8 protein-coding genes are annotated in these 22263 nt (G+C 46.9%); 3 read left to right on the top strand and 5 right to left on the bottom strand.

What is annotated here, in order from left to right:
* The first annotated feature begins 12 nt into the window (after positions 1 to 12).
* The 3 genes from H6F56_RS10045 to H6F56_RS10035 all read left to right on the top strand — a co-directional run bounded on the left by H6F56_RS10045 (position 13) and on the right by H6F56_RS10035 (position 2608).
* Complete coding sequence (locus tag H6F56_RS10045; protein ID WP_206753396.1) at positions 13 to 774, top strand: hypothetical protein; 762 nt, start codon at positions 13 to 15, stop codon at positions 772 to 774.
* A 205-nt stretch (positions 775 to 979) separates the two neighbouring features.
* Positions 980 to 1363: a hypothetical protein gene (locus tag H6F56_RS10040; protein WP_190667422.1), complete on the top strand. Its 384-nt coding sequence runs from the start codon at positions 980 to 982 to the stop codon at positions 1361 to 1363.
* 186 nt (positions 1364 to 1549) lie between these two features.
* Positions 1550 to 2608: a YgfZ/GcvT domain-containing protein gene (locus H6F56_RS10035; RefSeq protein WP_190667420.1), complete on the top strand. Its 1059-nt coding sequence runs from the start codon at positions 1550 to 1552 to the stop codon at positions 2606 to 2608.
* Positions 2609 to 2985: 377 nt separating this feature from the next.
* Here the strand turns inward: H6F56_RS10035 and H6F56_RS10030 are convergent, their stop codons facing one another.
* The 5 genes from H6F56_RS10030 to H6F56_RS10010 all read right to left on the bottom strand — a co-directional run bounded on the left by H6F56_RS10030 (position 2986) and on the right by H6F56_RS10010 (position 22258).
* On the bottom strand, positions 2986 to 3798 hold the full coding sequence (locus H6F56_RS10030) for a hypothetical protein (RefSeq protein WP_190667418.1): 813 nt from the start codon (positions 3796 to 3798) through the stop codon (positions 2986 to 2988).
* Positions 3799 to 3879: 81 nt separating this feature from the next.
* Positions 3880 to 4173 carry a (2Fe-2S) ferredoxin domain-containing protein gene (locus H6F56_RS10025; RefSeq protein ID WP_190667416.1) on the bottom strand — a complete coding sequence of 98 codons (294 nt, stop codon included), beginning with the start codon at positions 4171 to 4173 and terminating at the stop codon, positions 3880 to 3882.
* Between the two features lie 53 nt (positions 4174 to 4226).
* A complete protein-coding gene (locus tag H6F56_RS10020; RefSeq protein WP_190667414.1) occupies positions 4227 to 8450 on the bottom strand; it encodes a non-ribosomal peptide synthetase in 4224 nt (1407 codons plus the stop codon).
* 143 nt (positions 8451 to 8593) lie between these two features.
* A complete protein-coding gene (locus tag H6F56_RS26265) occupies positions 8594 to 12841 on the bottom strand; it encodes an HAD-IIIC family phosphatase (protein WP_190667412.1) in 4248 nt (1415 codons plus the stop codon).
* Between the two features lie 1011 nt (positions 12842 to 13852).
* Positions 13853 to 22258, bottom strand: a complete 8406-nt coding sequence (locus H6F56_RS10010; RefSeq protein ID WP_242031943.1) for a non-ribosomal peptide synthetase — start codon at positions 22256 to 22258, stop codon at positions 13853 to 13855.
* Positions 22259 to 22263 lie beyond the last annotated feature (5 nt).

Raw genomic sequence — 22263 nt, 5'->3', positions numbered from 1 at the left:
AGTCCCGTGCCCATGCAAAAAAACAAGTCGATTGCTCAACTTTTCCTCGGTGTGGTGCTGTCTTTGGTGATAGTGCCTTCGCTATTGCCAACCCCACAGGCAGAGGCAAGACGACCTATTTCCCTGTTTGATGCTCGCTGTGTCAGCACCGGCCCTGGTCGCTGGCGTCGGATTACTTCAAATGTATCTGTAGGCAGAGCCGTTTACACCTCTTATCTGTATATGGGAGCCGGTTCCGAATTTTCGGGCATGACGTGCCGGATTAAGTCTGACGAACCGAAGCCTTCCGAATATGACTTCCAAACGCTGCAATTAGAGTTTGGAATGCGAGATAACGACCGGGGTAGCCCTGCCAATACGATTAGAGTTTACTTAGATGGAGAACAAGATGCTTCTCAAACGGTGACAGTCGGGCCAGGAGAAAAAGCGTCTCTGTCGGTTGATGTCACCAACGTTCGCAATATTGCGGTTGAGACTGTCTGTAATAGTGAGACCAAATATTGTGATCGGGTTTACTTTTTCAAAGCTTTGCTAGAGCCGGTGGGTGAGTCAACTTATTCCAACCCGGGTGAAACCACTCCCATGCCTCCATCAAAGGATGGAAGCGCGGATCAAGTACCTCCACCGCCACCCAACACCGGCACGGAAGGGGATGCAGGCAAGACTCCACCGCCACCCAACACCGGCACTGAGCCAGATGCCGGCAAGACTCCACCCCCATCGAACACCGGCACGGAAGGGGATGCCGGTAAGACTCCTCTACCGCGCTTATAACCTTCCTAGCTGACTCTGATTAACTTTTTGGATAGGCGTGGGCAGACTAAACCTCTTGCAGACAGTCGATATCTTTTTTCTTAATCGCAGCCTGTAGAAGATGAACGCAGCCTGTTGACGCACACCCTGCGCTAGGGGCATCCGCTATAGTTGATTTTTGCAAGAGGCGAGGTCTGCTTTTTTATCCATACCGATCGGTGTGCAAATGAAGCCAAAAATTAAAAATGAAGTTGCATGGCAACAAGCTAGTGTGTTGATGCAGCCGGCCCTAATCAGGGTCATCGACAACATCCGTAAACAACTGGAAGAATCAGCTTGGCAGGGCACCTATCAAGAAGTGCAAACGCCCTATCCGGGTTATACGCTGTGTCTGCAACATCAAGACCGGCAAGTGACCTTTGATGTGTGGGATTTGTGCTATCAGGTCTGCTTTAACAACTACAGGCCCACCCACGCTGAAATGGAGAGTGTGGACGTTGAAATTGACACCAGTCTCCTCGATGAAACCGGCGATGTAGACTGGAACCAGCTAGACGCCAAAGCAAAACAACTGGTACAAGACGTCTTTGCCAACTTGCCCAAGGCATAGGAGTTTTGACTGCCCATGCCCAATCCCCCATGCCCCATGCCCAATCCCCCATGCCCCATGCCCAATCCCCAATTCCCAGTTTTGAGGGAGATTGGCATTCGCTCGCATAAAATAGCGAATGAGATGCGCGTTTGCTTTCTGCGTTTCACTAGCATCAGAAATCATTGACAACCGCTCAGGCACAGCATGATTCAAGAATTACAAGAACTTCAAACAGCCGGTGGGGCAACCTTTGAGGAATCGGCCTCTGGCGTGCCGGTGCCGGTTAGTTTTGGCAACGATGCAGCCGCCCTCAACGCGGTGCGGGAAGCAGTGGCTTTGTGCGATCTCACCCACTGGGGACGCATTCAAGTTAGCGATGCTGACCGGCTACGATTTTTGCACAATCAAAGTACAAACGATTTCAACAGCCTTAAGCCCGGACAGGGTTGTGATACGGTTTTTGTCACCTCCACTGCCCGCACGATTGACTTAGCAACCGCATATCTTACGGAAGATGCGGTGCTGCTGCTTGTCTCGCCCCATCGCCGTTCCAAGTTAATGCAGTGGCTTGATCGCTATATCTTTTTTGCCGATAAGGTGAAATTAACGGATGTGACGGAAAAAACGGCTGCATTCAGTTTAATGGGGCCAAACAGCGATGCTTTACTGGATCAGTTGGGTGCCGGTGCCCTTGCCGGCCAACCTTATGGCACCCACCAGATAGTACCCCTAGGGGACGCGCAAGTGCGTGTGGCTGTGGGCAGTGGCTTAGCAGTTGCCGGCTACACCCTAATTGTCGAAGCAGGCAACGCAGCCGCCGTGTGGGAGACTTTAACCGCTGCCGGTGCGGTTCCTCTGGGTGAACAATGTTGGGAACAGTTGAGAGTGGAACAGGGACGCCCCACACCAGATCGGGAACTCACAGAAGATTACAATCCGCTAGAAGCGCGTTTATTGCAAACACTTTCCTTCACTAAAGGTTGTTATATCGGTCAAGAAACAATTGCGCGTCTGGAAACCTACAAAGGCGTGAAGCAGCAACTTTGGGGCGTTCGACTAAGTGCTAGGGTAGAACCCGGAACTGTAGTGACGCTAGATGAGGAGAAAGTTGGAACCCTCACGAGTTATACAGAAACCCCTCAAGGGCCATTTGGTCTAGCTTATATCCGTACAAAAGCTGGGGGTGCCGGTTTGAAAGTGCACGTTGGAGATATTGAAGGGGAAGTTGTGGATGTGCCTTTTTTAAAGGGCGGGGAATCGTAAGTTTTTTTATTTGAACCGCAGATAAACATAAATAATTTATCTGCGGAATCTGCGGTTAAAAATTCACGATATTTGTGTTTTTGCAACAAATTCAGTCATATTTTTAACATCAGTTCGAGACAAGAAAGGGCAAAATAGATAGCCTAAAAGTGCTAAATTCTCATCCATCTGCCCGTCCCATGTTCAGTGTCGATAACTTTTGTCAAACCTTTAAACCTCAGTGGGAAGTCAACTGGCCGGTTGACTGCTTCTTTGGTTTCAAGAGTGCATCTGGTCGTTAATGATAAAGGTGAGTTGCTGAACTTTGTGTTCACCCTAGGCAATATGGTTGTGACAAATGAGTCAACCCATAAGTTAGAATTAAATAAGTTATTTGATCATTTCCTAGATGACTTGTCGCGTCCGGAAATAGCATCAATTAAAGGAACAAATAGAGAAGCTGTCAATATTATGAGCTGGAAAATTTTAAAGGCTAGAAAGTCTAATACTGATTCTTTTTCTTTTTGTACTTTAATTGTCCGGGAACCGCTAAATCTTTTTCTTAAATTAATTCTCGTGTTTAGAGTGGGATCGTCCGTAGGGAGGTTATATTTTATTTTTTCGACAAGGGGTTCCCAACTAGCAGGCTCCATCCGAATGGCATCATCAGCACCACTTTCTTCTAAGTATCTGTCCCGGTCACCTACCATGACTTGACCCCACATTGTTAAAATAACGGGAATTTGTGCGGTTTCCGGGTTGGATTTTAACATTCGGATATACTCCATCCAATCCACTTGTCTATATTTACCCGAATAACCTGTATTGACTAAAATTATATCCACTTGTTTGTTAGCTGCGATTTGCATTACGGTTTCTACGTCAAACCCATAATATGCCACCAAATTAAATCTTCTAATAAACCACTTAGCACATATTCTAAAATTAGACAAATCATCTTCAACCCTTAAAACCTTTATTGAGGCTTTAATCTGTTCAGGTTCATCAATCTCTGCGATAGCACAATGATTCATAGGATGAAAATTAAAAATAGCAATTATTTTTAATTTTTCATTCTGAAAACCCAGTAAATGATCATAGGCTTTTGCAGGAAATGAGCAATAGACTAAGTCCGACTGACAGGAGTTTTTATCTGGATTACAAACCAGTAATTTAACATGACAAAGCCACGAGGAAAATTCATCATCCATTTTTTTATTTCCCTTAATTCGCTACTTTTTTTGTAACCAATCGATGCTTTTAAAGATAGTCAAATCATGTTTTTTACACTTTTACTTCAACGACTGAGGATGAAACTTGGGATAAAGCATTGCCTTCACCGGCTTCCCCGCCTGCAAATGTCGCTCAACCACCACCGGCACTTCTTCTGGGCGCACATGGCAGTACCAAACCTCATCGGGTGTGACGAGCACCATTGGCCCATTCCCACATTGTCCCAAACAACTGCTGCCGGTGACGGCAACATCATCTGGGGCGTGGGATTGAAAACTGGCGAGTACCGCCGCCGCACCCTGTTTGCGACAGGTGCGGTTTTGGCAGACTAAGACATTTTTAGAAGCTGTCATACAAACAGGGTTGAATTTAAGAAATCAGAAGTGGGAATTAAAGATTTAACTCCTTATCTTTCCTCTGCTTGCACCCTTTCTAGGCAAGCTTGCAATGTTTCAGCTAAGCAGCGAACACGAGGTTCTAAAATGATGGTTTTGTGATGCCCTGGAATCTCTTGAACTTCCACGCCGGCTGCCGCGATTTCACCCCAGCCTAACAAGGGTTCATAATACTTGGTAGTTGGCCTTTCTATTGCCCGTAAAAGGGTGACGCGTCCCGGATAAATTTGGGGGACATAATTGGTGGCAGCAACACGATTTGCAATTTCAATTTTTTTGAAATGTTCGGGTAGCGGATCGGGCAAAGTTCGACCTGTTAATTTGTAGACCTTTTTCCAAATTTTTTGGATGAACCCCTCAATTTTCCAGTACACGCGATCTGTAATGTAAAGTACCTTATCTTTGCGATTGAGTCGTGAAAGATTCAGCCGGTGAATGTCAAATTGATAAGATTTGGGAGGAGTGCCTTTGCCAAATGCCAGGGGACTGAAGGTATCGAAAACTGCTACCAAACCGACTTTGTGGCCGCCCCGGACTAACTGCTGAGCCATCTCAAAGGCGATAATTCCTCCTAACGAGTGGCCGGCTAACAGATATGGCCCTTCAGGCTGAACTGTGCGGATTTCCTTGATATAGTCAGATGCCATGTCCTCAACCCGCGTGTGGGGAGTCTGTTGAGCATCCACTCCCCGCGCTTGCAACCCGTAAACCGGCTGATCCTTGCTCAAATAAGCCGCTACACCTTGGTAAGAAAGAACGTTCCCGCCAATCGCATGAATGCAGAATAAAGGCGTTTTAGAACCGTTTGGCTGAATAGGTACAAGTGAACGGATGGGCACTGACGACCCTTCAGAGCGTAAAATATTTGCGAGTTGCTCAACCGTTGGTGCTTGGAAAAGGGTTGCTAGAGGCAGGAGTTTATCGAATTTTTCTTGAATTTGGTTGAACAGACGCAACGCTAGCAGCGAGTGTCCCCCTAGTTCAAAGAAGTTATCCTTGACACCAATCGGTTTAACATGAATCAAGGTTTCCCAAATTTCGATTAATTGATGTTCTAAATCATCGCGGGGTGCAATGAAAGAATTTTCAGATTCGCTGCGGTATTCGGGTGCCGGTAATGCTTTGCGGTCGATTTTGCCATTGGGCGTTAATGGCACACTTTCCAGCATCACAAATGCTGATGGCACCATGTAATCTGGCAGCTTTTCTTTGACAAAATCACGCAATTCACTGAGTAGTTCAGATTGCTGAGTGCTGAGTGCTGAGTCAACCGTTCCAAACTCAGGAATAGGAACAAGATAAGCAACTAAACGTTTCTCTGCCGGTATATCTTCACGGGCTATCACGACACTTTGTCGAACATTAGTATGCTGGCATAATACTGTCTCAATTTCCCCCGGCTCAATACGGAAGCCCCGGATTTTTATTTGATTATCAGCGCGACCGGAAACGGATATATTTCCATCGGATAAGTAGCGTCCTAAGTCTCCGGTTTTATAGAGCCGATCTGAGGGGATATTTGTAAATGGATTGGTGATAAATCGCGATGTAGTTAACGATTCATCTCCCAAATATCCTTGAGATAAATAAGATGTGCGGATGTATATTTCTCCAATTTCTCCAATTCCTGCGAGTCTGTGAGAGGAATTTAAAATTAGCAGTTGCACATCTTCGATGCCCTGTCCCAAAGGAATTCGGGATTGAGTGCGAGATTGAGGAATTAGGGAATTTTCTGGTTGATGGGTTGCTGTGTTTCTATGTTCTTCTAGTTTTTGATTCGAAACGATGTAATACCCCATTGCTTGCGGAGTTTCTGTGGCTCCATAGAAGTTGACGCAAGTAACATTTGGGGCTATATTTCGCAATTTTTCAACATCACGAATGCTGAGGATATCACCTCCGAAGAAGGCATAACGCAGGTTGGTTAGTTGTTGGGTTTGGGAAGTTTCTGTTAAGAGCTGTCCCATTGCCGGTGTGAGGTGGCTGATGGTGATTTGCTGTTGCTTCATCCACTCACCTAACTTGCCTGGAGTGCCAATTTCTTTTGGGGTGGGAATGCAGAGGGTTGCGCCTAACCACAGGGGTGTGAAAATGTCTCGCAGCAAGGGATCGTGAGCGAGTCCAGATAGCACACTGAATCGATCTGATTCATTTAAATTAAAGGTTTGGGCGTGCCATTGCAGGAAGTGGGAAAGCGGTTTGTGAGTGCCTAAGATGCCTTTTGGTTTGCCGGTTGAGCCGGAGGTGAAGGCGATATAGGCTAAGTCATCGGGGTTAATTTCTGTGTGGGTATTTTCTGTTGAATAATCCTTTAACAGTTCACCGATTTGAGCGGCTGATTCAGGTAGATTCAACCGGCACTGGGTTGATAATGTCCCAATAAAGGTTTCTAAAGAATCGGGAAGGTTTCCACCGGCTGACATTTGCAGCCACCCCTTCGGCTGAGCTAGCTTAACACAATCAATCAACCGTTCGGCGGGATATTTGGCATCCAGAATCACAAATGCTGCGCCCGCTTTCAGAATTCCTAGCAATGCTACGACGATTGGGGCGCTACGATGCGCGTAAATCGCGACAACATCCTGAGAACCAATGCCATGTTTTTGCAGATAATCGGCGAGTTGGTTACTGATTTTATCGAGTTCTGAATAAGTCAGACTTCCTTGCCGATCAATTATGGCTGTGCTATTTCCCACCCGGTTTGCCTGTTGGGAAAACTGAGTGTGAACAGCGCCTTCCCAAGAATCATTGAGCGTTTGATGTGGATTCGGTAAGCGTGCTTGAACTGAAGACGTTACCAGAGAAATTTCTGCAATCTTTTCTTCTGGTTTCTTGACAACTTGAGCCAAAATATGCTGGAGTTGTGCCAGCATTTCAACCATGCGTGCCGGCTCAAATAAATCGGCATTATAAACAAATTCTAGCTGAGTTCGTTCAGGATTTTCTCGTGCATATAGGGTTATATCAAACTTTGATTCGAGTTCGGGACGGGGTAAGGTTTCTACAGTTAATCCTGATATTTCAATGCTATTTTGCTCAAAACTGAGCATATTAAAAAATACTTGAAATAGCGGCGTGCGGCTTAAATCTCTTTCGGGCTGTAGTTCTTCAACTAATTTTTCAAAAGGCAAGTCTTGATGAGCATAAGCGTCTAAAGCAACTTGGCGTACTCGCTGCAAAACTTCTTTAAAGGTTGGATTGCCGGCAAGATTGGTACGCAGAACTAAGGTATTGATAAAAAATCCAATGAGTCCTTCAATTTCTGCTCTATTACGACCGGCAATCGGAGATCCAACAATAATATCGTCTTGTCCGCTTAGCCGCATTAGCAATGTTTGGAATGCTGCTAGCAGCGTCATGTATAAAGTGACACCTTCAGCGCGGCTAAATGTAGCCAATGCGGTGCTTAATTCAGGGGAAAGGGTTAAAGATTGACGTGCGCCGCGAAATGTTTGAACCTGCGGGCGAGGGCGATCTGTTGGCAAATCAAGCACCGGCAGCCGTCCGCCTAAGTGTTTTTTCCAATACGAAAGTTGCTGGTTTAAAACTTCACCCTGCATCCATTCGCGCTGCCAGCCGGCGAAGTCTATATATTGAATCGAAAGTTCGGGCAAAAGGGAAGGTTTGCCGGCACTATAATATTCATAAAGTGCCGTCATTTCTCGAATTAGTATCCTACTAGACCAACCATCTGTAATGATATGATGTATGATTAGCCCTAATACATAGGATTCTTCGTCTAATTGAAATAAATTTGCCCGAAGTAACGGCCCGGTTTCTAAGTCGAAAGGCTGCTGTGCTTTTTGAGTGGATAACTGCCAGAAAGAGCGTTCGCGTTCTTCTACGGGCAAGTTTCTCAAATCGGTTACTGATAAAGAAATTGTTTGTGAAGGCGAAATGTATTGAACGGGTTCTGCACCCACAAGCGCATAAGTCGTCCGCAAAATTTCATGCCGGCGGACAATTTCATTCAAACTCAATTCCAGCGCAACAAGGTTAAGTCTGCCAGTGAGACGAACGGTGGTTGTTTCATTATAAACAGGATTTCCCGGCTCTAATCGGTCGAGAAACCACAACCGTTGCTGAGCAAAAGAAAGTGGGTAAGATTGACTCTCACTGCACCGAAGAATTTTTTGGATTCTAGAGACATTTAAACCCTTTTCTTTGAGTAGCAACTCAAAAAGTGCCCGCTTAGTGGGAGAAAGCGTTGCAATATCTTGGATAGACTCACCCATTTTGAATCCTTCTTGATGAACAATTGATTAAGATGCCGATTAACGCTGATAAAAATTAGCTGAAACTATAGGGTTTTGCAACAAGTATGCACACATAAATCAACTCAGCACCTCTCTCTGCAATGCCCTATGCTTCTTCTTCGCTAAATTAGTGTTCCCAATCTTTCCCCGTGATGGCGCAATTCTTTGGTAACTTCAATCATTTCTGGCCACCAGTATAACAACTGACCAAATTTAAGTACCAAACGCTGGGCTAGGTGTCGCGCTTCATCTAAATTGCGTCCCTGAACTAAATCCAAGGGAATGAAATAATCATCTCGTGTTAGAGATTGACATAACAAATCGGTGTATTTTTTAACATCATTTGCCCAATATGCCGGCGACTCTCCAGAAATTCGCAGATGTTCTTCTGCTAGGGAAATAAAGGAACTGCTGGTACGCCAAACTTGCAATTTTAGAAACTCTTCAAAACCGGCTAGGGGCATTGAACCTAATTCTATTAGGTGTTTACCCAAGGAACGCAGTCTTTCTTTTTCATCTGCCGGTGCCGGCCCGAATTCGCAAGATTTAATGCATTCTACAATTAACTTAGCGGTATCAAAACCAGAAGCGGTTCTGAAAATTTCCCCTGCCCAGAATTTCCGTTGTTCCACCGGCTCATGTAATAATGCCCAAGGTAAGTGTCCGAAAAAGCTGTCTTTAAAACACTTCCAAACAGTATTGGAAAAGATTAAATCTTGCCCGCGTCGTACCGGAAGAAATGGCGGCAGCACTCCTCGATTATCTAATCCCACAAATGTGGTCATGCCGAAACTGTCATCGCTAATTCCTAGTCGATTGGTGACTCTTAAAATATCCCGACTCGTCAGTGCATTGCGGTATCCTGACTCTGATTTCACTAATCGTTCGTGGGATTTACCGGCTAGCAAAAGATAGCCCAAAGGCGCACCCCAGTAACCGAAAGGCGCACCCCACCCGCAGTCTCCAACCAATCCGTTAAACGTGACTAAAACTTTGCCTGCACCGGCTTCTAAGCGGCGCATAAATTGAGTATCGATTGGGTTGATATTGACGGTGTCGCTAGTGCCGGCAGTCTCAAGAATCGCACCAACATTTTTACCCAATAACTGCTCATGCAAAGCTAAAAGGTCTTCGTCTGCAAACTTCACCGATTTTAAGGCAGTTTCACGGTCATCAAACACCCAGTAATCGGAAGGATCAGTGCCGGCAGTTAAAGTTAAGCCTTCCTGCAATTCTGGAGAAGGGACTAACTTGCATACCGTATCATCATCCGCGCTAAAAATGATGTCGCCGGCAGTATGCAACGTCAAAGCATTGCGGTTGGCACCCGGAGATGCGCCGGATTTTTCGACATCAAACAAGGCAAAATTGACAACGTCTTGTGGCAACCCTCCCTTTTGAGTTAATGATTGAGCAAATCGCTGTTTTTCCTCTAAGCCGGCATAAAAAATCTCCGCCCCATACTGCGTTTTAAGCGAGCGTAGCATTTGCCGATAGCCATCTCGCGTTTGAGAGCTAGCAGAATCATCCATCAGGACAAAGTTATTCGTTCTGCCGTGTTGTTGGCTATTTTCGATGTAGCTTGTCAGGGCGCGTTTTGCACCTTCTATGCGGTTACACGTCACCATCCCCACGGAGGCAACTGTGCTATTTGTCGCCTTGTTGTGTGCCGAGTGTTTCCCATTGGTGTGGGTTTTTACAGGCGTAAAGGAATGACTTCTTAAGTTGTCATTTTGAATGGGATAATGAGCGGTTAATTCCTCAACTGATTTGACTGGAATCTGTTTATCAGGCTCGATTTTTTCCAATAGCTGCTGCTGGGAAATTAAAAAGCCGACTTCGACAAATCCTGCTAGCTGAGTTTTAATTGCTGCAAGATTTACTCCCAATTCACGGCAGATATTTTGTGCGTGTTCGTCTAGGGTTTTAAATTGCCGGCATTCACACAGCATCCGCACAACATCAGCGTTTAGAAGTTGACTTCTACGACTGTTTCTTGAGTAAACTAACTCTTGGCCGGCGCGAATTGCAACTCGTTCGATATCACCAATGCGATAAGCTTGAGTATAGACGGATAAGTCTTGATTGTTGAGATCTGAATTTTCAGTGCTACGAGAAAGCGAATCATCAACGATTGAGGTTCCCATTTTCGCTTCCAGCATTGCCTTCGCTTCTGCTTCTGAAAGCCGGTTAACCATTTTCAAAAGTTCAGCAATCGCTTCGGCATTAATTGGCCCTGCTTGATTCTTTTCCAATAATAAAGCGAGTCCGGAAACCGTTGGCGCTTCAAAGAACCGCTGCATTGATAGCTCAATTTGGAAGTTATCGCGAATGCGAGAAATTAGCTGTGTAAGCAATAGCGAGTGCCCACCCAGCTCGAAAAAGTTATCTTCCACACCCACTTTATCTACGCCGAGAACACGTGCCCAAATGCCTTCTAACACTTCCTCTACTGGCGTTCGGGGGGCAATGTAACTCGATTCAATTGCCGGCCTAGATCGCAGCTTTTGCGATTCAATCACTTGCAAAATTTGCTCGGCATCATATAATTCCTTGGCAATCCGAATCAGTGTTCGGTGAAAGGCCGAGGAAGAATGAACGGCTTTTTCTTGCAACCGCATCGACGCATTTTGCGGTGAGGTTTCATTTTTAATTGCAGGATTTTCTGCTACATTCGATTCGGCTGCTGAGGGTTGATAACTGACTGCTGCGGCAACCTCCACCGGCACCAGATAATGCACGGCATCCCCAACCGCTTCTTTAACTGAACTGATGCTTTCGATAAAATTGAAAGCCGGCTGATTTTTTTGGGTTGGAATATAACCGATATCAACACGACAAAGCCCGCGATCCTCAGCAATTTTTCCGAGTTTTGTCAGCATTCGATGCTCTACACCTCGTCCTAAAGCGCGGCAACTGAGCAGGAATGTATCCACATTGATCGCTTCGGGGTTGCTGCCAAAAAGCATTGCCCCAACTAAACCATAATCGCCAAATCGATCCCGCACTTCAACAACAAAACCTTCTAATTGTCCCGATTCGCATAGCTGTTGAATGTCGCTTTCTGACCGGCGAATGGTTGTAAAGTTAAATTGATTGGTTCGCTGCGTAAGCTGGGCGACTCTGGCAAGATGGTGGGCTGCCATTTCAGAGATATCAATTTCTAACCCCAATCCCTCCAAAAAATTATACAGGGTTAAGGCTGAACTACGAAACCGTTCGCGTTCAGCATTTTGTTTGTAAAGGGCGGTGCGCTTCTTGTCTTCTTCGGTAACTTTCAGCCGGTCAAATGCCCAAATGTGATTAAGAAATCTAGGAATTTCATCGATTTCCGAAGGCAGCAGCAGTGTGAGAACTTCTGGACAATTGGCTTGTACTTCCGCACATTCAACCGGGTTATCATCGATAAAGATGAAACTATCTAAACCCAAATTAAGTTCTTCGGCGATGGATTTGATATTTTCTGATTTTGGTTGCCAGTTAATCCGCCAGGAAACGATATGTTCGCGTTTCAGAGGCATTTCAGGCCGGCGATCAAAGACTTCAAAAACATCAGCTTCTATGTTTTTGCTGCATAACCCAACAATCGTGCCGGCTTGTTGCTGCGCCACCATGAATTCTTGCAGAACTTTGCGGGGCGTATCGATTTCAATGCCCATTGCGCCATCTTCGCCGCAAACGCCTTTCCATAAAGTTTGGTCGCAGTCGAGCAAAATTACCTTGTAAGGGGCGCGACTCAGGCGGGCGATTTTTCGGGCGATAGTGGAACCCAGGGCGGCAAAGAAAGCCGGTGTGTAGGGAATGTGCCCCAACTCATCTGTGTGCGCGTCGTAGTAGTTGGTAACGGGATAGAGAGCGGCGAATTCTTGAGGAGTAACGGTGAAAATATTTCTGACGCTGTCTAATTCCAAGGCGATCACTTCTTCCATCTGCTGGAAGAATGCCTGCCGGCTAGAGTCTGCAACGGCTGCCGGTGATGCGGGACACAAGCACACGAGTTGGGGGGTTGCAGAACGTTCTCCCACCGATTTTAGAATTCGCACTAGATCCGCCACATTTCGTTCAATGTGTTGCTTGACTGCCGGCTGCAGCGCCATGCCGGTGTGTGCGCGTTCTTCCTGCTGTTCCCAGTCTTCTATCCGCACCAAAATAACATTAATGCCATTGTTATTTTGAGCCAAGAGGCTATCAGGAGCAAGCAGTTGCTGAAAAACCTGATTATAGGGTGCGAAGTCAATCTTAGAGGGGATATCTAGTTCTTGCATCCAAAAAGCGAGAGATTCCCCCACCGGCTCCGCCGTAAATGTCGCTGCAATTGCAATCGCGATTGCCGACAGTTGGGATGACGTTTCCTTCTCTTTTAATTGCATCAGAACTTCCTCTCCCTGGCTTGCTTAACTTTTCCGAGTCTCTTTCCACCTATTCCTGATCTTTCTGTTGAGGCAATCTTCCTTAAGGAAGATCCAAAAATGCCTAGTTTGCTCTACGATTCCGCTCAATCGACGGTTGGCTATTTTGGGAGCGTCTCAGATTCTCTGTCCTTGCAGATTGGGGTTCCCTAAATATATTGTATTAAATATTAATGAATTTCTAGGCGTCTATCTCGACTAAATTCATTGCCCCATAAGGCTTTGGGGATTTTTATTCCAGACTCTACTAGAGCAGAATGTGGATTTGGCAAAGCAGAAAAATAAAAATTTTCTATAATTTGCCTGACAAAAGCCTCAGTAGCTTTATGCCTCTGTATTACCCACGTACTTTAAGACCAAGCCTTGTATTAATCCCCAGTATAAATGATTCATGGCTTGAAGTTGTTATTATTATTTTTTGGTAGTTTCAGGGCTTTTCACCGGCATCCCAAGCAATAACTGTCCTAAAAATTGCAAATCTTGTGAAAATTACTTAAAAAAGCTTTGCCGAAAGTCAATACTTTCTCTGTAAAAATTTTGGGTTTTACACAGACTTTTTAATCGGCAGTCATTCTTTGTTTTGTGATCGTTCAGCAACAAAGTTTTAGTTAGAATACCTCAATGTTTATTGAGATTTGTGAGGTTATAAAGCATTTTTTAGCATCTGGAAGCAGAAATTGTATTTCCACTCAGTAAAATTTCGGTTTGAACCTGAATGGGTTGTTAGACTTCATCAAAATAGAACAGCGAGTCATCGCCTTGATCCCCCTCATAGGAGTGCCGGCTTGCAAATTGTAAAGCTCATTCAGGTGCCTGACTCGCGTACCCTGGGAAGAAATCGGGTTTGATTCAGGGTACGCTAAGCGACACGATATTAAGCCGGCAGCGTGGGAATTACGCGAAACCATAGCCGATAAAAAAAGACTGCACCGCGTTATGTCAGTGCAGTCTTATGGGAATTAGGGAGCCGGCTCAATTCATTGGATTTGGCTTTTGTAAGTAAACACTCAACTTTTCTGCCAGAACCTTTACATTCGGCTCTTGAAGGATGCCGATGTGATCGCCCGGAATATCGTGAATTTCTAACTCGCCGGCAGCAAACTCACCCCAACCTAATTGAGGATCAGTGTAAGTTGCCTCAAACTCATTTCGATCCATCGCCCGGAATAACGTGATTTTGCCTGGGTAAGGCTGGGGGGCATAATTTTCAGATGCCTTCTCAAGAACGAGTTCACGCAGATCGCGGATAACGGCATCCGTGCGGGTGTTGGGTAAAGAACCCTCGCTGCTAGACTCTAATTTCCCGTACCTCCGGCTAGTCAGTCTGAGTAATTGCTTTTTGGTAAATTTCAGCCGACGCTTTACTTTGTCCAAAGCATAGGCAAAGCCTTGGCGGAAAAAGTTTTGCACATGAAGCGTCACTCGCACCGGCAAGGGCGGTTTTTTCTGACTTCCCGGCGCAAAAGAATCAAATAAGGCAAGTAAAGCGACTTGTTCACCTTCTGCACGCAATTGCTGAGCGATCTCGTAAGCGACTAAGCCTCCGAAAGATTCACCGGCTAGATAGTAAGGGCCAACCGGCTGCTGTTTTCGGATTTCTTTGAGATACTGAATCGCCAGGGAAGTAACACTGATTGAGGATATCTGTTTTTCAGGGTTATCCGCTTTCAGGATATCTACTTCGGCTTGCAGGTAGACTCCATAAACCGGCTGATCGTCCGCCAAATTGCGTGCTAAGGCGTGATAAAGCAAGATTCCGTAAATACAGAATAGAGGCGGCTTATCTTTACCTAAACGCAGCGGCACGAGCGCTTCTTCGGAAGAATCAACCCCAGAAGCGCGGATAATATTTGCCAATTGTTCAACAGTTGGGGCGCTGAATAGAGTAGGCAGGGGAAGCGTTTTGCCAAATACCTTTTCCACACGATCTAACAAGCGCACAGCGAGTAACGAATGCCCTCCGAGATCAAAGAAATTGTCTTGAATACTGATAGAATCGATGCCTAACACAGTCTCCCAAATTTGCGTTAGCTGGAGTTCTAAGGTGTCGCGGGGTGCGGCAAAAGCTTCTTGCTCTTGGGAGCGATCAAACTCAGGTGCCGGCAATGCTCTGCGATCAATTTTTCCGTTGGGAGTTAGGGGAAACGCTTCCAGTAGCACGAAGGCAGAGGGCATCATGTATGCCGGCAGCTGTTCTTTTAAGAAGCCACGCAAGTCTGTAATGAGTGCTGAGTCTTGAGTGCCCAGTTGGGAGTTGGGTAAAGAGTTAGAAGTGAGATTGAGAGATGGCCCATCGCCTTCTTCAAGAGCGATATAGGCAACTAAGCGTTTGTCACCGGCTGCATCTTTGTGGGCAAGCACAATGGTTTCGCGTACAGATGGATGCTGGTTGAGAGCGGTTTCAATTTCGCCCAATTCAATGCGGAAACCGCGAATTTTAACTTGATTGTCGATACGTCCCAGGAACTCGATATTTCCATCCGGTAAGTATCGGACGAGGTCGCCAGTTTTGTAGAGCCGGTCTACATAGTCTCCCTCTTTTTTAAAGAAGGGGTTGGGAATAAACCGTTCAGCCGTCAATTCTGGCCGGTTCCAATAGCCTCGCGCTAAGCCGGGACCTCCGACATACAGTTCACCCCAGACACCGATGGGAACGGGGTTTAAATGGCGATCCAAAATATAAGTCGGACTGTTAGCAATCGGACGCCCGATGGAAACCGAATTTCCAATCTGATCAACGTCTGGGACGGTGTAGCAAGAGGAATAGGTTGAGTTTTCGGTTGGCCCGTAGCCGTTAATCATCCGGCATCCTTTGAGGGTTTCCACAACCTTTTGAGCGTGGGCGACAGAGAAAACATCTCCGCCGGTTAACAGTTGACGTACACCTTTTAAATCCTCAAGCCGCTCATCAATCATCACATGGAGCAGGCCGGTTGTGAGAAACAGGGTGCTAACTTGGTGTTGTTTAATCACCTGTCCTAACTCTTCCAGAGACGGGGTGTGAGGCGGGCCAATCACCAGCCGGCCACCATTGAGCAAACTGCCCCAAATCTCCAAGGTGGAGGGGTCGAAGGCACTTGATGACTGGTGCAGGAAGACTTCTTCGGAACTAAAGTCGGCATAGTCGGTATTTCTGACTAACCGCACTACGCCTTGATGGGGAATGCAAACACCCTTTGGCTTGCCGGTGGAGCCGGAGGTGTACATTATATAGGCCAGGTGAAGTGAAGAAATTTCAACCGGCGGATTTTCCTCACTTTCACGGGCGATGGCTTCCCAGTCTGTATCGATGCAGACGGTGTGTGCTTTGTGTGCCGGCAAAGTCTTAGCCAACCGCTCTTGAGCAAGCAACACCGGCGCTTGAGTGTCCTCTAGCATATAGCTAAGACGCTCGTGGGGATAGGCGGGATCGAGGGGGACATAAGCGCCGCCGGCTTTGAGAATTCCCAAGATTCCGATGATCATCTCAAGGGAACGTTCCATACACAAGCTCACCAACACATCCGGGCCAACACCCAGCGAACGCAAGTAGTGTGCCACCTGGTTAGCTTTGGCATTTAATTGCCGGTAGGTTAGCTGTTCTGTGTCAAAGATTAAGGCTACGGCATCAGGTGCTAGTTCTACCTGCGCTTCAAATAACGCTTGGATCGAGGCATCGTGGGGGTAATCTGTGTAAACATCATTCCACTCAAAGAGCATTTGGTGCCGTTCATCTGGGGTCAGAATTGGCAGTTCAGAAAGACGCTGTTCTGGGTTAGTAACGATGCCTTCCAGTAAGGTTTGGAAATGCTTAGCCATGCGCTCAATGGTGCCGGCATCAAATAAATCTGTGCTGTACTCAAACCAGCCACTCACGCCGCTGGATGTTTCTTGAAGTTGCAGCGTTAAATCAAACTTCGCCGTCCCGCAATGTACATTTGAGAAATTTAGAGTTAAACCGGGAATTTCTAACGTTTCCAGCCCATCCTTCTGGAAAACAAACATGACTTGAAATAAGGGATTTTGGCTTAAATCACGGTTCGGGTGAAGCTCGTTCACTAATTTTTCAAACGGTAAATCTTGGTGAGCGTAAGCACCGAACGCCACCTCCCGCACCCGCTCTAGCAACTCCCGGAAAGAGACATTTCCTGAAAGATCCGTGCGAACTAGCAGGGTATTGACAAAGAACCCAATCAGGTTCTCAATTTCAGACCAATTGCGGTTAGCCGTGACGGTGCCGAGGACAATGTCCTCCTGGGCTGTATAACGGTGCAGCAAGGTGTTGAACGCTGCTAGGAGGGTCATGTAAAGGGACGCGCCTGTTTGCCGGCTTAAACGATTCAGCGCTTCAATTAGAGGCTTGGGTAGCACAACTGGGTGTGTCGCGCCTCGGAACGTCTGAATCGGCGGACGTGGTCGATCCGTGGGCATTTCCAGCGCGGAGGGTGCGCCCTGGAGTTGTTGTTTCCAGTAAGATAACTGGGTTTCGAGGGGCGATGCTTTACCGGCTTCTTGAGTTTGCAACCACTGCCGGTGCCAAACTGCAAAGTCGGGATACTGAACCGGCACCTCAGCCAGGGGAGAAGGTTCTCCCGCCATCAAAGACTGATAAATTGCCAACATTTCCCGATGCAGTAACCCCATTGACCAACCATCGGAGACAATGTGATGCACTGTCAGCAGCAGGATGTGTTCTGTATCGCTCAATTGCAAAAGCGTTGCCCGGACTAACGGTGCTTGCGCGAGGTCAAAGGGACGCTGGGCCTCCTCTACGGTTAATCGCTCAGTTTCGGCTTCTCGCTTAGTCTCACTTAAACTCCGCAAGTCGAAAATGGGAAGTTTTAAGTGAACAGTTGCGGCGACGGCTTGCACCGGCTGTCCATCGACGGTTGTAAAACTACTCCGCAAGGCTTCATGACGCCGAAGGATCTCGTTAAGACTTTGTTCTAAGACGTTTGGGTTGAGCCGGCCTGCCATTTTTATGGTAGTAGCGATATTGTAAAACGCTGTTGCCGGTCTTAATTTCTCCAGAAACCACAGTCGTTCTTGGGCAAAAGATAGGGGTAGAAAATCCGTTTCACCTCGCGCAGAAATGTTTTCTGGGCGGAGTTTGAGTCCAGTATTTAAAGATTTGGGGATTTGAGTTTCTACGATTTGCAAATTCCCGAAAATTTCGCTGTATTGTGGATTTTCTGTGATTGCAACTGCGATTCCTTCCACAGTCGGGTTTTCAAATAAGCAGCGTAAGGGAATTTTAATTCCGAATGCGTCGCTTAGTCGGGAGATGAATTGAATCGCTAGCAGAGAATGTCCGCCTAACTCAAAGAAGTTATCGTGAATGCCAATTTCTTGAAGTCCTAAAAGTTGGGCTAAGATGTCAGCCAGTATTTTTTCAACGGGATTGCGAGGCGCAACAAAAATTTCTTCCCGTTCAGCTTTCTGGTGATTCGGTGCCGGCAATGCTTTGCGATCTAATTTTCCATTCGGTGTAAGTGGCAAAGCTTCCAGCAACACGAAGGCAGAAGGCACCATATAAGCCGGCAGTCTTTCTTTTAAGAAACGACGCAATTCTTTAATGATTTCTGAACTAGCCGTTGCGCTGGGGGCGATATAAGCGACTAAGCGCTGATCGCCCGGTACGTCTTCTCGTGCGATGACTGCGGTTTCTTGCACAGAGGGATGAGAATTGAGTAAGGCTTCAATTTCACCCATTTCGATGCGGAAGCCGCGAATTTTTACTTGATGGTCAATTCTTCCCAGATATTCGATGTTTCCATCTGCTAAATAACGGGCTAAATCGCCAGTTTTATATAGCCGACTATTGGCATCTTGGCTAAATAAATTGGCAATAAATTTCTCTGCCGTTAAATCAGGCCGGTTTAAGTATCCAAGTGCTAAACCGGCACCGCCAATATGCAACTCTCCAGCCACTCCCACCGGCACGGGTTGCAAGTGAGAATCGAGCAGGTAAACTTGCATATTTGAAATCGGTTTACCAATGGGAACGAGGGTATTTTCTCCCAGATCACCACAGTCATAAACGGTACTCCAAACTGTTCCTTCTGTCGGCCCGTATTCGTTAAATAAAGAGGCGTGAGGTAGCCGTTGCCGATGACGTTCAATTAAATCTTTTTGACACGCTTCGCCGGCAACAATCACGGTGCGTAGAGAACCGAGTTGTTGGGGTTTTGCAATGGATAAAAGCAATCCGTACAGAGATGGAAGGCTTAACCAGTGAGAAACTTGATTTTGCTCAATTAACTCAATGAGCTGTAGCACATCTGCTTGAGTGCCATCTTGGGGTAAAACAAGACTTCCACCTTGGCAGAGTGTCCAGAAGATGCCGGCAACTGAACTGTCGAAGGCAAAGGGCGACAGCAGTAAATAACCCTTGACTGGTTCTTTGTAATAGGCAGTGCGTGCAAACGTAGAATGAACTAAGTTTTGATGGGTGATGGGTACGCCCTTGGGTTTGCCGGTGGAACCTGATGTGTAGATTGTATAGGCAAGACTTTCTGCGCTTACCGCAGCGTTGGGGTTGCAGTCACTATGTTGGGAAATCGTTTCCCAGTCTGCATCGAGGCAGATAACTTGGGCGTTGTGTTGAGGCAGTTTTTCAACAAGCCGGCTTTGAGTTAGCAGCACCGGCGCTTGGGTATCCTCAAGCATGAAACTAAGGCGATCTTGGGGATACGCCGGATCTAATGGCACATAAGCAGCACCGGCTTTGAGAATTCCCAAGATGCCGGCCATCATTTCTAAGGATCGCTCAGCGCAGATACTTACCAAGGTATCTGGAACAATTCCTAGGGAACGCAGATAATGAGCGATTTTGTTCGCCTTGGCGTTAAGTTCTTGATACGTTAAATGTTCGCCTTCAATGACAACGGCAACGGCATCAGGTGTTTTTTCTACCTGGGCTTCAAAGAGTTGGTGAATGCAAACATTTTGCAGGTAATTTGTATCGGTAGAATTCCACTCAAAGAGTAGCTGCTGCCGCTCTGATTCTGTCAGAATTGGGAATTTTTGAATCTGCTGATCTGGGTTAGCAACAATGCCTTCCAGTAAAATTTGAAAATGCTCAGCCATGCGGGTGATGGTGGCATCATCAAACAAATCTGTACTGTATTCAAAACGACCGATTAATCCCTCTGGTCTTTCGTCAAGTTCTAGGGTTAAATCGAGTTTTGCGGTGCCGGTTTCTACATCAAGTTGGCTTAATGTCCAGCCAGATTCAAGGGCCGGCATTGGCGGTTCAAGGACAAAGGAAACTTGGAAAAGCGGGTTTTGGTTGAGGCTTCGTTCTGGCTGTAATGCTTGCACCAGTTGCTCAAAAGGTACATCTGAGTGGGCGTAAGCGCCTAACGTCACTTCGCGCACGCGTTCGAGTAACTGCTGGAAACTGGGGTTGCCTGAGCAGTCGGTTCGCAATACGAGGGTGTTGAGGAAATACCCGATCAGTCCTTCAATTTCAGGCCGGCTACGGTTTGAGGTGACAGTGCCAATGACAATCTCATCTTGGCCGGCATAACGGTGCAGCAAGGTTTTAAAAGCTGCCAACAGAGTCATGTATAAAGTGACACCTTGCCGGCGCGAGAGGGCTTTCAGTTCCTCTGTTAAGGATTTCGAGAGGGATACACATTGTCTGGCACCCCGGAAGGTTTGAACTGCGGGACGGGGGCGATCCGTGGGCAGTTGTAACACCGGCAGGTTGGCCAGTTGTTGGTGCCAATAATCTAATTGTGGCGCTAAAACGGACGCTTGCAGCCATTGCCGTTCCCAGTGGGCGAAGTCTGGATATTGTACCGGCAATTCTGGCAGAGGCGAGGGGTTGCCGGCGCAGAAGGCTTCATACAAGGCGGCGAGTTCTGGCGCAAGCACGCTGTAGTTAGAAACGCCGTCATGGATAATGTGGTGCAGAGTTAGAAATAACCGGCAATCTAACTCATCTAGCTGGATAAGAATGGCCTGGATTAAGGGGCCGGCTTCCAAGTCGAAAGGACGCCGCGCTTCTTCTGTGGCAAGGCGTAGGGCTTCTGCTTCTCGTTCTGACTCTGGCAATTCTTGAAGATTTACCACCGGCAGGGTGAGCGTGAGCGTTGGATGGACAACTTGCACGGGTTGACCATTAACTTCTGCAAACGTGGTTCGCAGTGCTTCGTGCCGGCGGATAATTTCGTTAAGACTATTTTCCAGAGCGGGAATATTAATCGAGTCGGTGAGGCGAATCGTGGCTGGTTCGTTGTAAACCGGGGTATCCGGCGCGAGTTGCCCGAAAAACCATAGTTGTTCTTGGGCAAAGGAAAGCGGAAGGTTGCGCTCGCGGGAAATCGGGGTGATGGCAGGGGCGATCGCAGCCAATTCTTGCTCACCGGCTGTTTCTACCTTTTGCGCGAGTTCCGCAACCGTGGGCGCTTCAAAGAGCGACCGCAACGGCAACTCGACTTGATAGCTGTTACGCAAACGGGAGATTACTTGCATTCCTAATAAAGAGTGTCCTCCCAACTCGAAGAAATTGTCTTGAGTGCCCACTTGCTGAAGTCCCAGCACGTCTGCCCAGATAGCGGTTAATGCGGCTTCAAGGGGGCTACGGGGTGCGACAAAGGTTTCTGCAAGTGCGGTAGATGCGTCGGGTGCCGGCAGTGCTTTGCGATCTACTTTGCCGTTGGTTGTTAGGGGCAAAACGTCCAGCATTACAAAGGCTGAAGGCACCATATAGTGAGGTAAGGTTGCCTCTAGGAAATGGCGCAATTCTTTTGTGAGTGCGGAGTCAGATATTTCGCTAGGGACAACGTAAGCGACTAAGCGTTTGTCACCGGCAACATCTTCCCGCACGATCACTGCGGTTTCTCGCACGGCTGGATGTTGACTCAGGGCAGCTTCAATTTCGCCTAATTCAATGCGGAAGCCGCGAAGTTTAACTTGATTGTCAATGCGACCAAGATATTCTATAGTGCCATCGGGTAAATAACGGGCTAAGTCACCAGTCTTGTAGAGCCGGTTTGAAGTGAAAACCGAGTCTTTCCCTGTATCAAAGAAGGGATTGGCAATAAATTTTTCAGCCGTTAAATCAGGCCGGTTGAGATATCCCCGAGCCAGTCCTGCTCCTCCGATATAAAGTTCACCTTGAAGACCAACCGGCACGGCTTGGAGATGTTTATCTAAAATATAAAGTTGCGTATTTGCAATCGGATTACCGATAGGCATGGCTCCCGATAATTCCGCATCTTCAGGCACTTCATAAATGCAGCATCCCACAACGGTTTCAGTTGGGCCATATTCATTAATTAATCGGGTTTGTGGGGATTGAGTGCGCCAGTAGGACAGGGTTTTTCCTAACAGTGCCTCGCCGCCAATAATAAACGCTCTGGTTTGACCGGCTGGCTTTTCACTGGTCAAGCACT

The organism is Microcoleus sp. FACHB-672 (genome assembly GCF_014695725.1).
Taxonomy (GTDB): domain Bacteria; phylum Cyanobacteriota; class Cyanobacteriia; order Cyanobacteriales; family Oscillatoriaceae; genus FACHB-68.
This window is presented reverse-complemented; position numbering and strand designations above follow the sequence as displayed.

Excerpts from the sequence above, each read along its gene's own strand:
- H6F56_RS10045 (WP_206753396.1), top strand. The coding sequence starts at position 13 with ATGCAAAAAAACAAGTCGATTGCTCAACTTTTCCTCGGTGTGGTGCTG.
- H6F56_RS10040 (WP_190667422.1), top strand. The coding sequence starts at position 980 with ATGAAGCCAAAAATTAAAAATGAAGTTGCATGGCAACAAGCTAGTGTG.
- H6F56_RS10035 (WP_190667420.1), top strand. The coding sequence starts at position 1,550 with ATGATTCAAGAATTACAAGAACTTCAAACAGCCGGTGGGGCAACCTTT.
- H6F56_RS10030 (WP_190667418.1), bottom strand. The coding sequence starts at position 3,798 with ATGGATGATGAATTTTCCTCGTGGCTTTGTCATGTTAAATTACTGGTT.
- H6F56_RS10025 (WP_190667416.1), bottom strand. The coding sequence starts at position 4,173 with ATGACAGCTTCTAAAAATGTCTTAGTCTGCCAAAACCGCACCTGTCGC.
- H6F56_RS10020 (WP_190667414.1), bottom strand. The coding sequence starts at position 8,450 with ATGGGTGAGTCTATCCAAGATATTGCAACGCTTTCTCCCACTAAGCGG.
- H6F56_RS26265 (WP_190667412.1), bottom strand. The coding sequence starts at position 12,841 with ATGCAATTAAAAGAGAAGGAAACGTCATCCCAACTGTCGGCAATCGCG.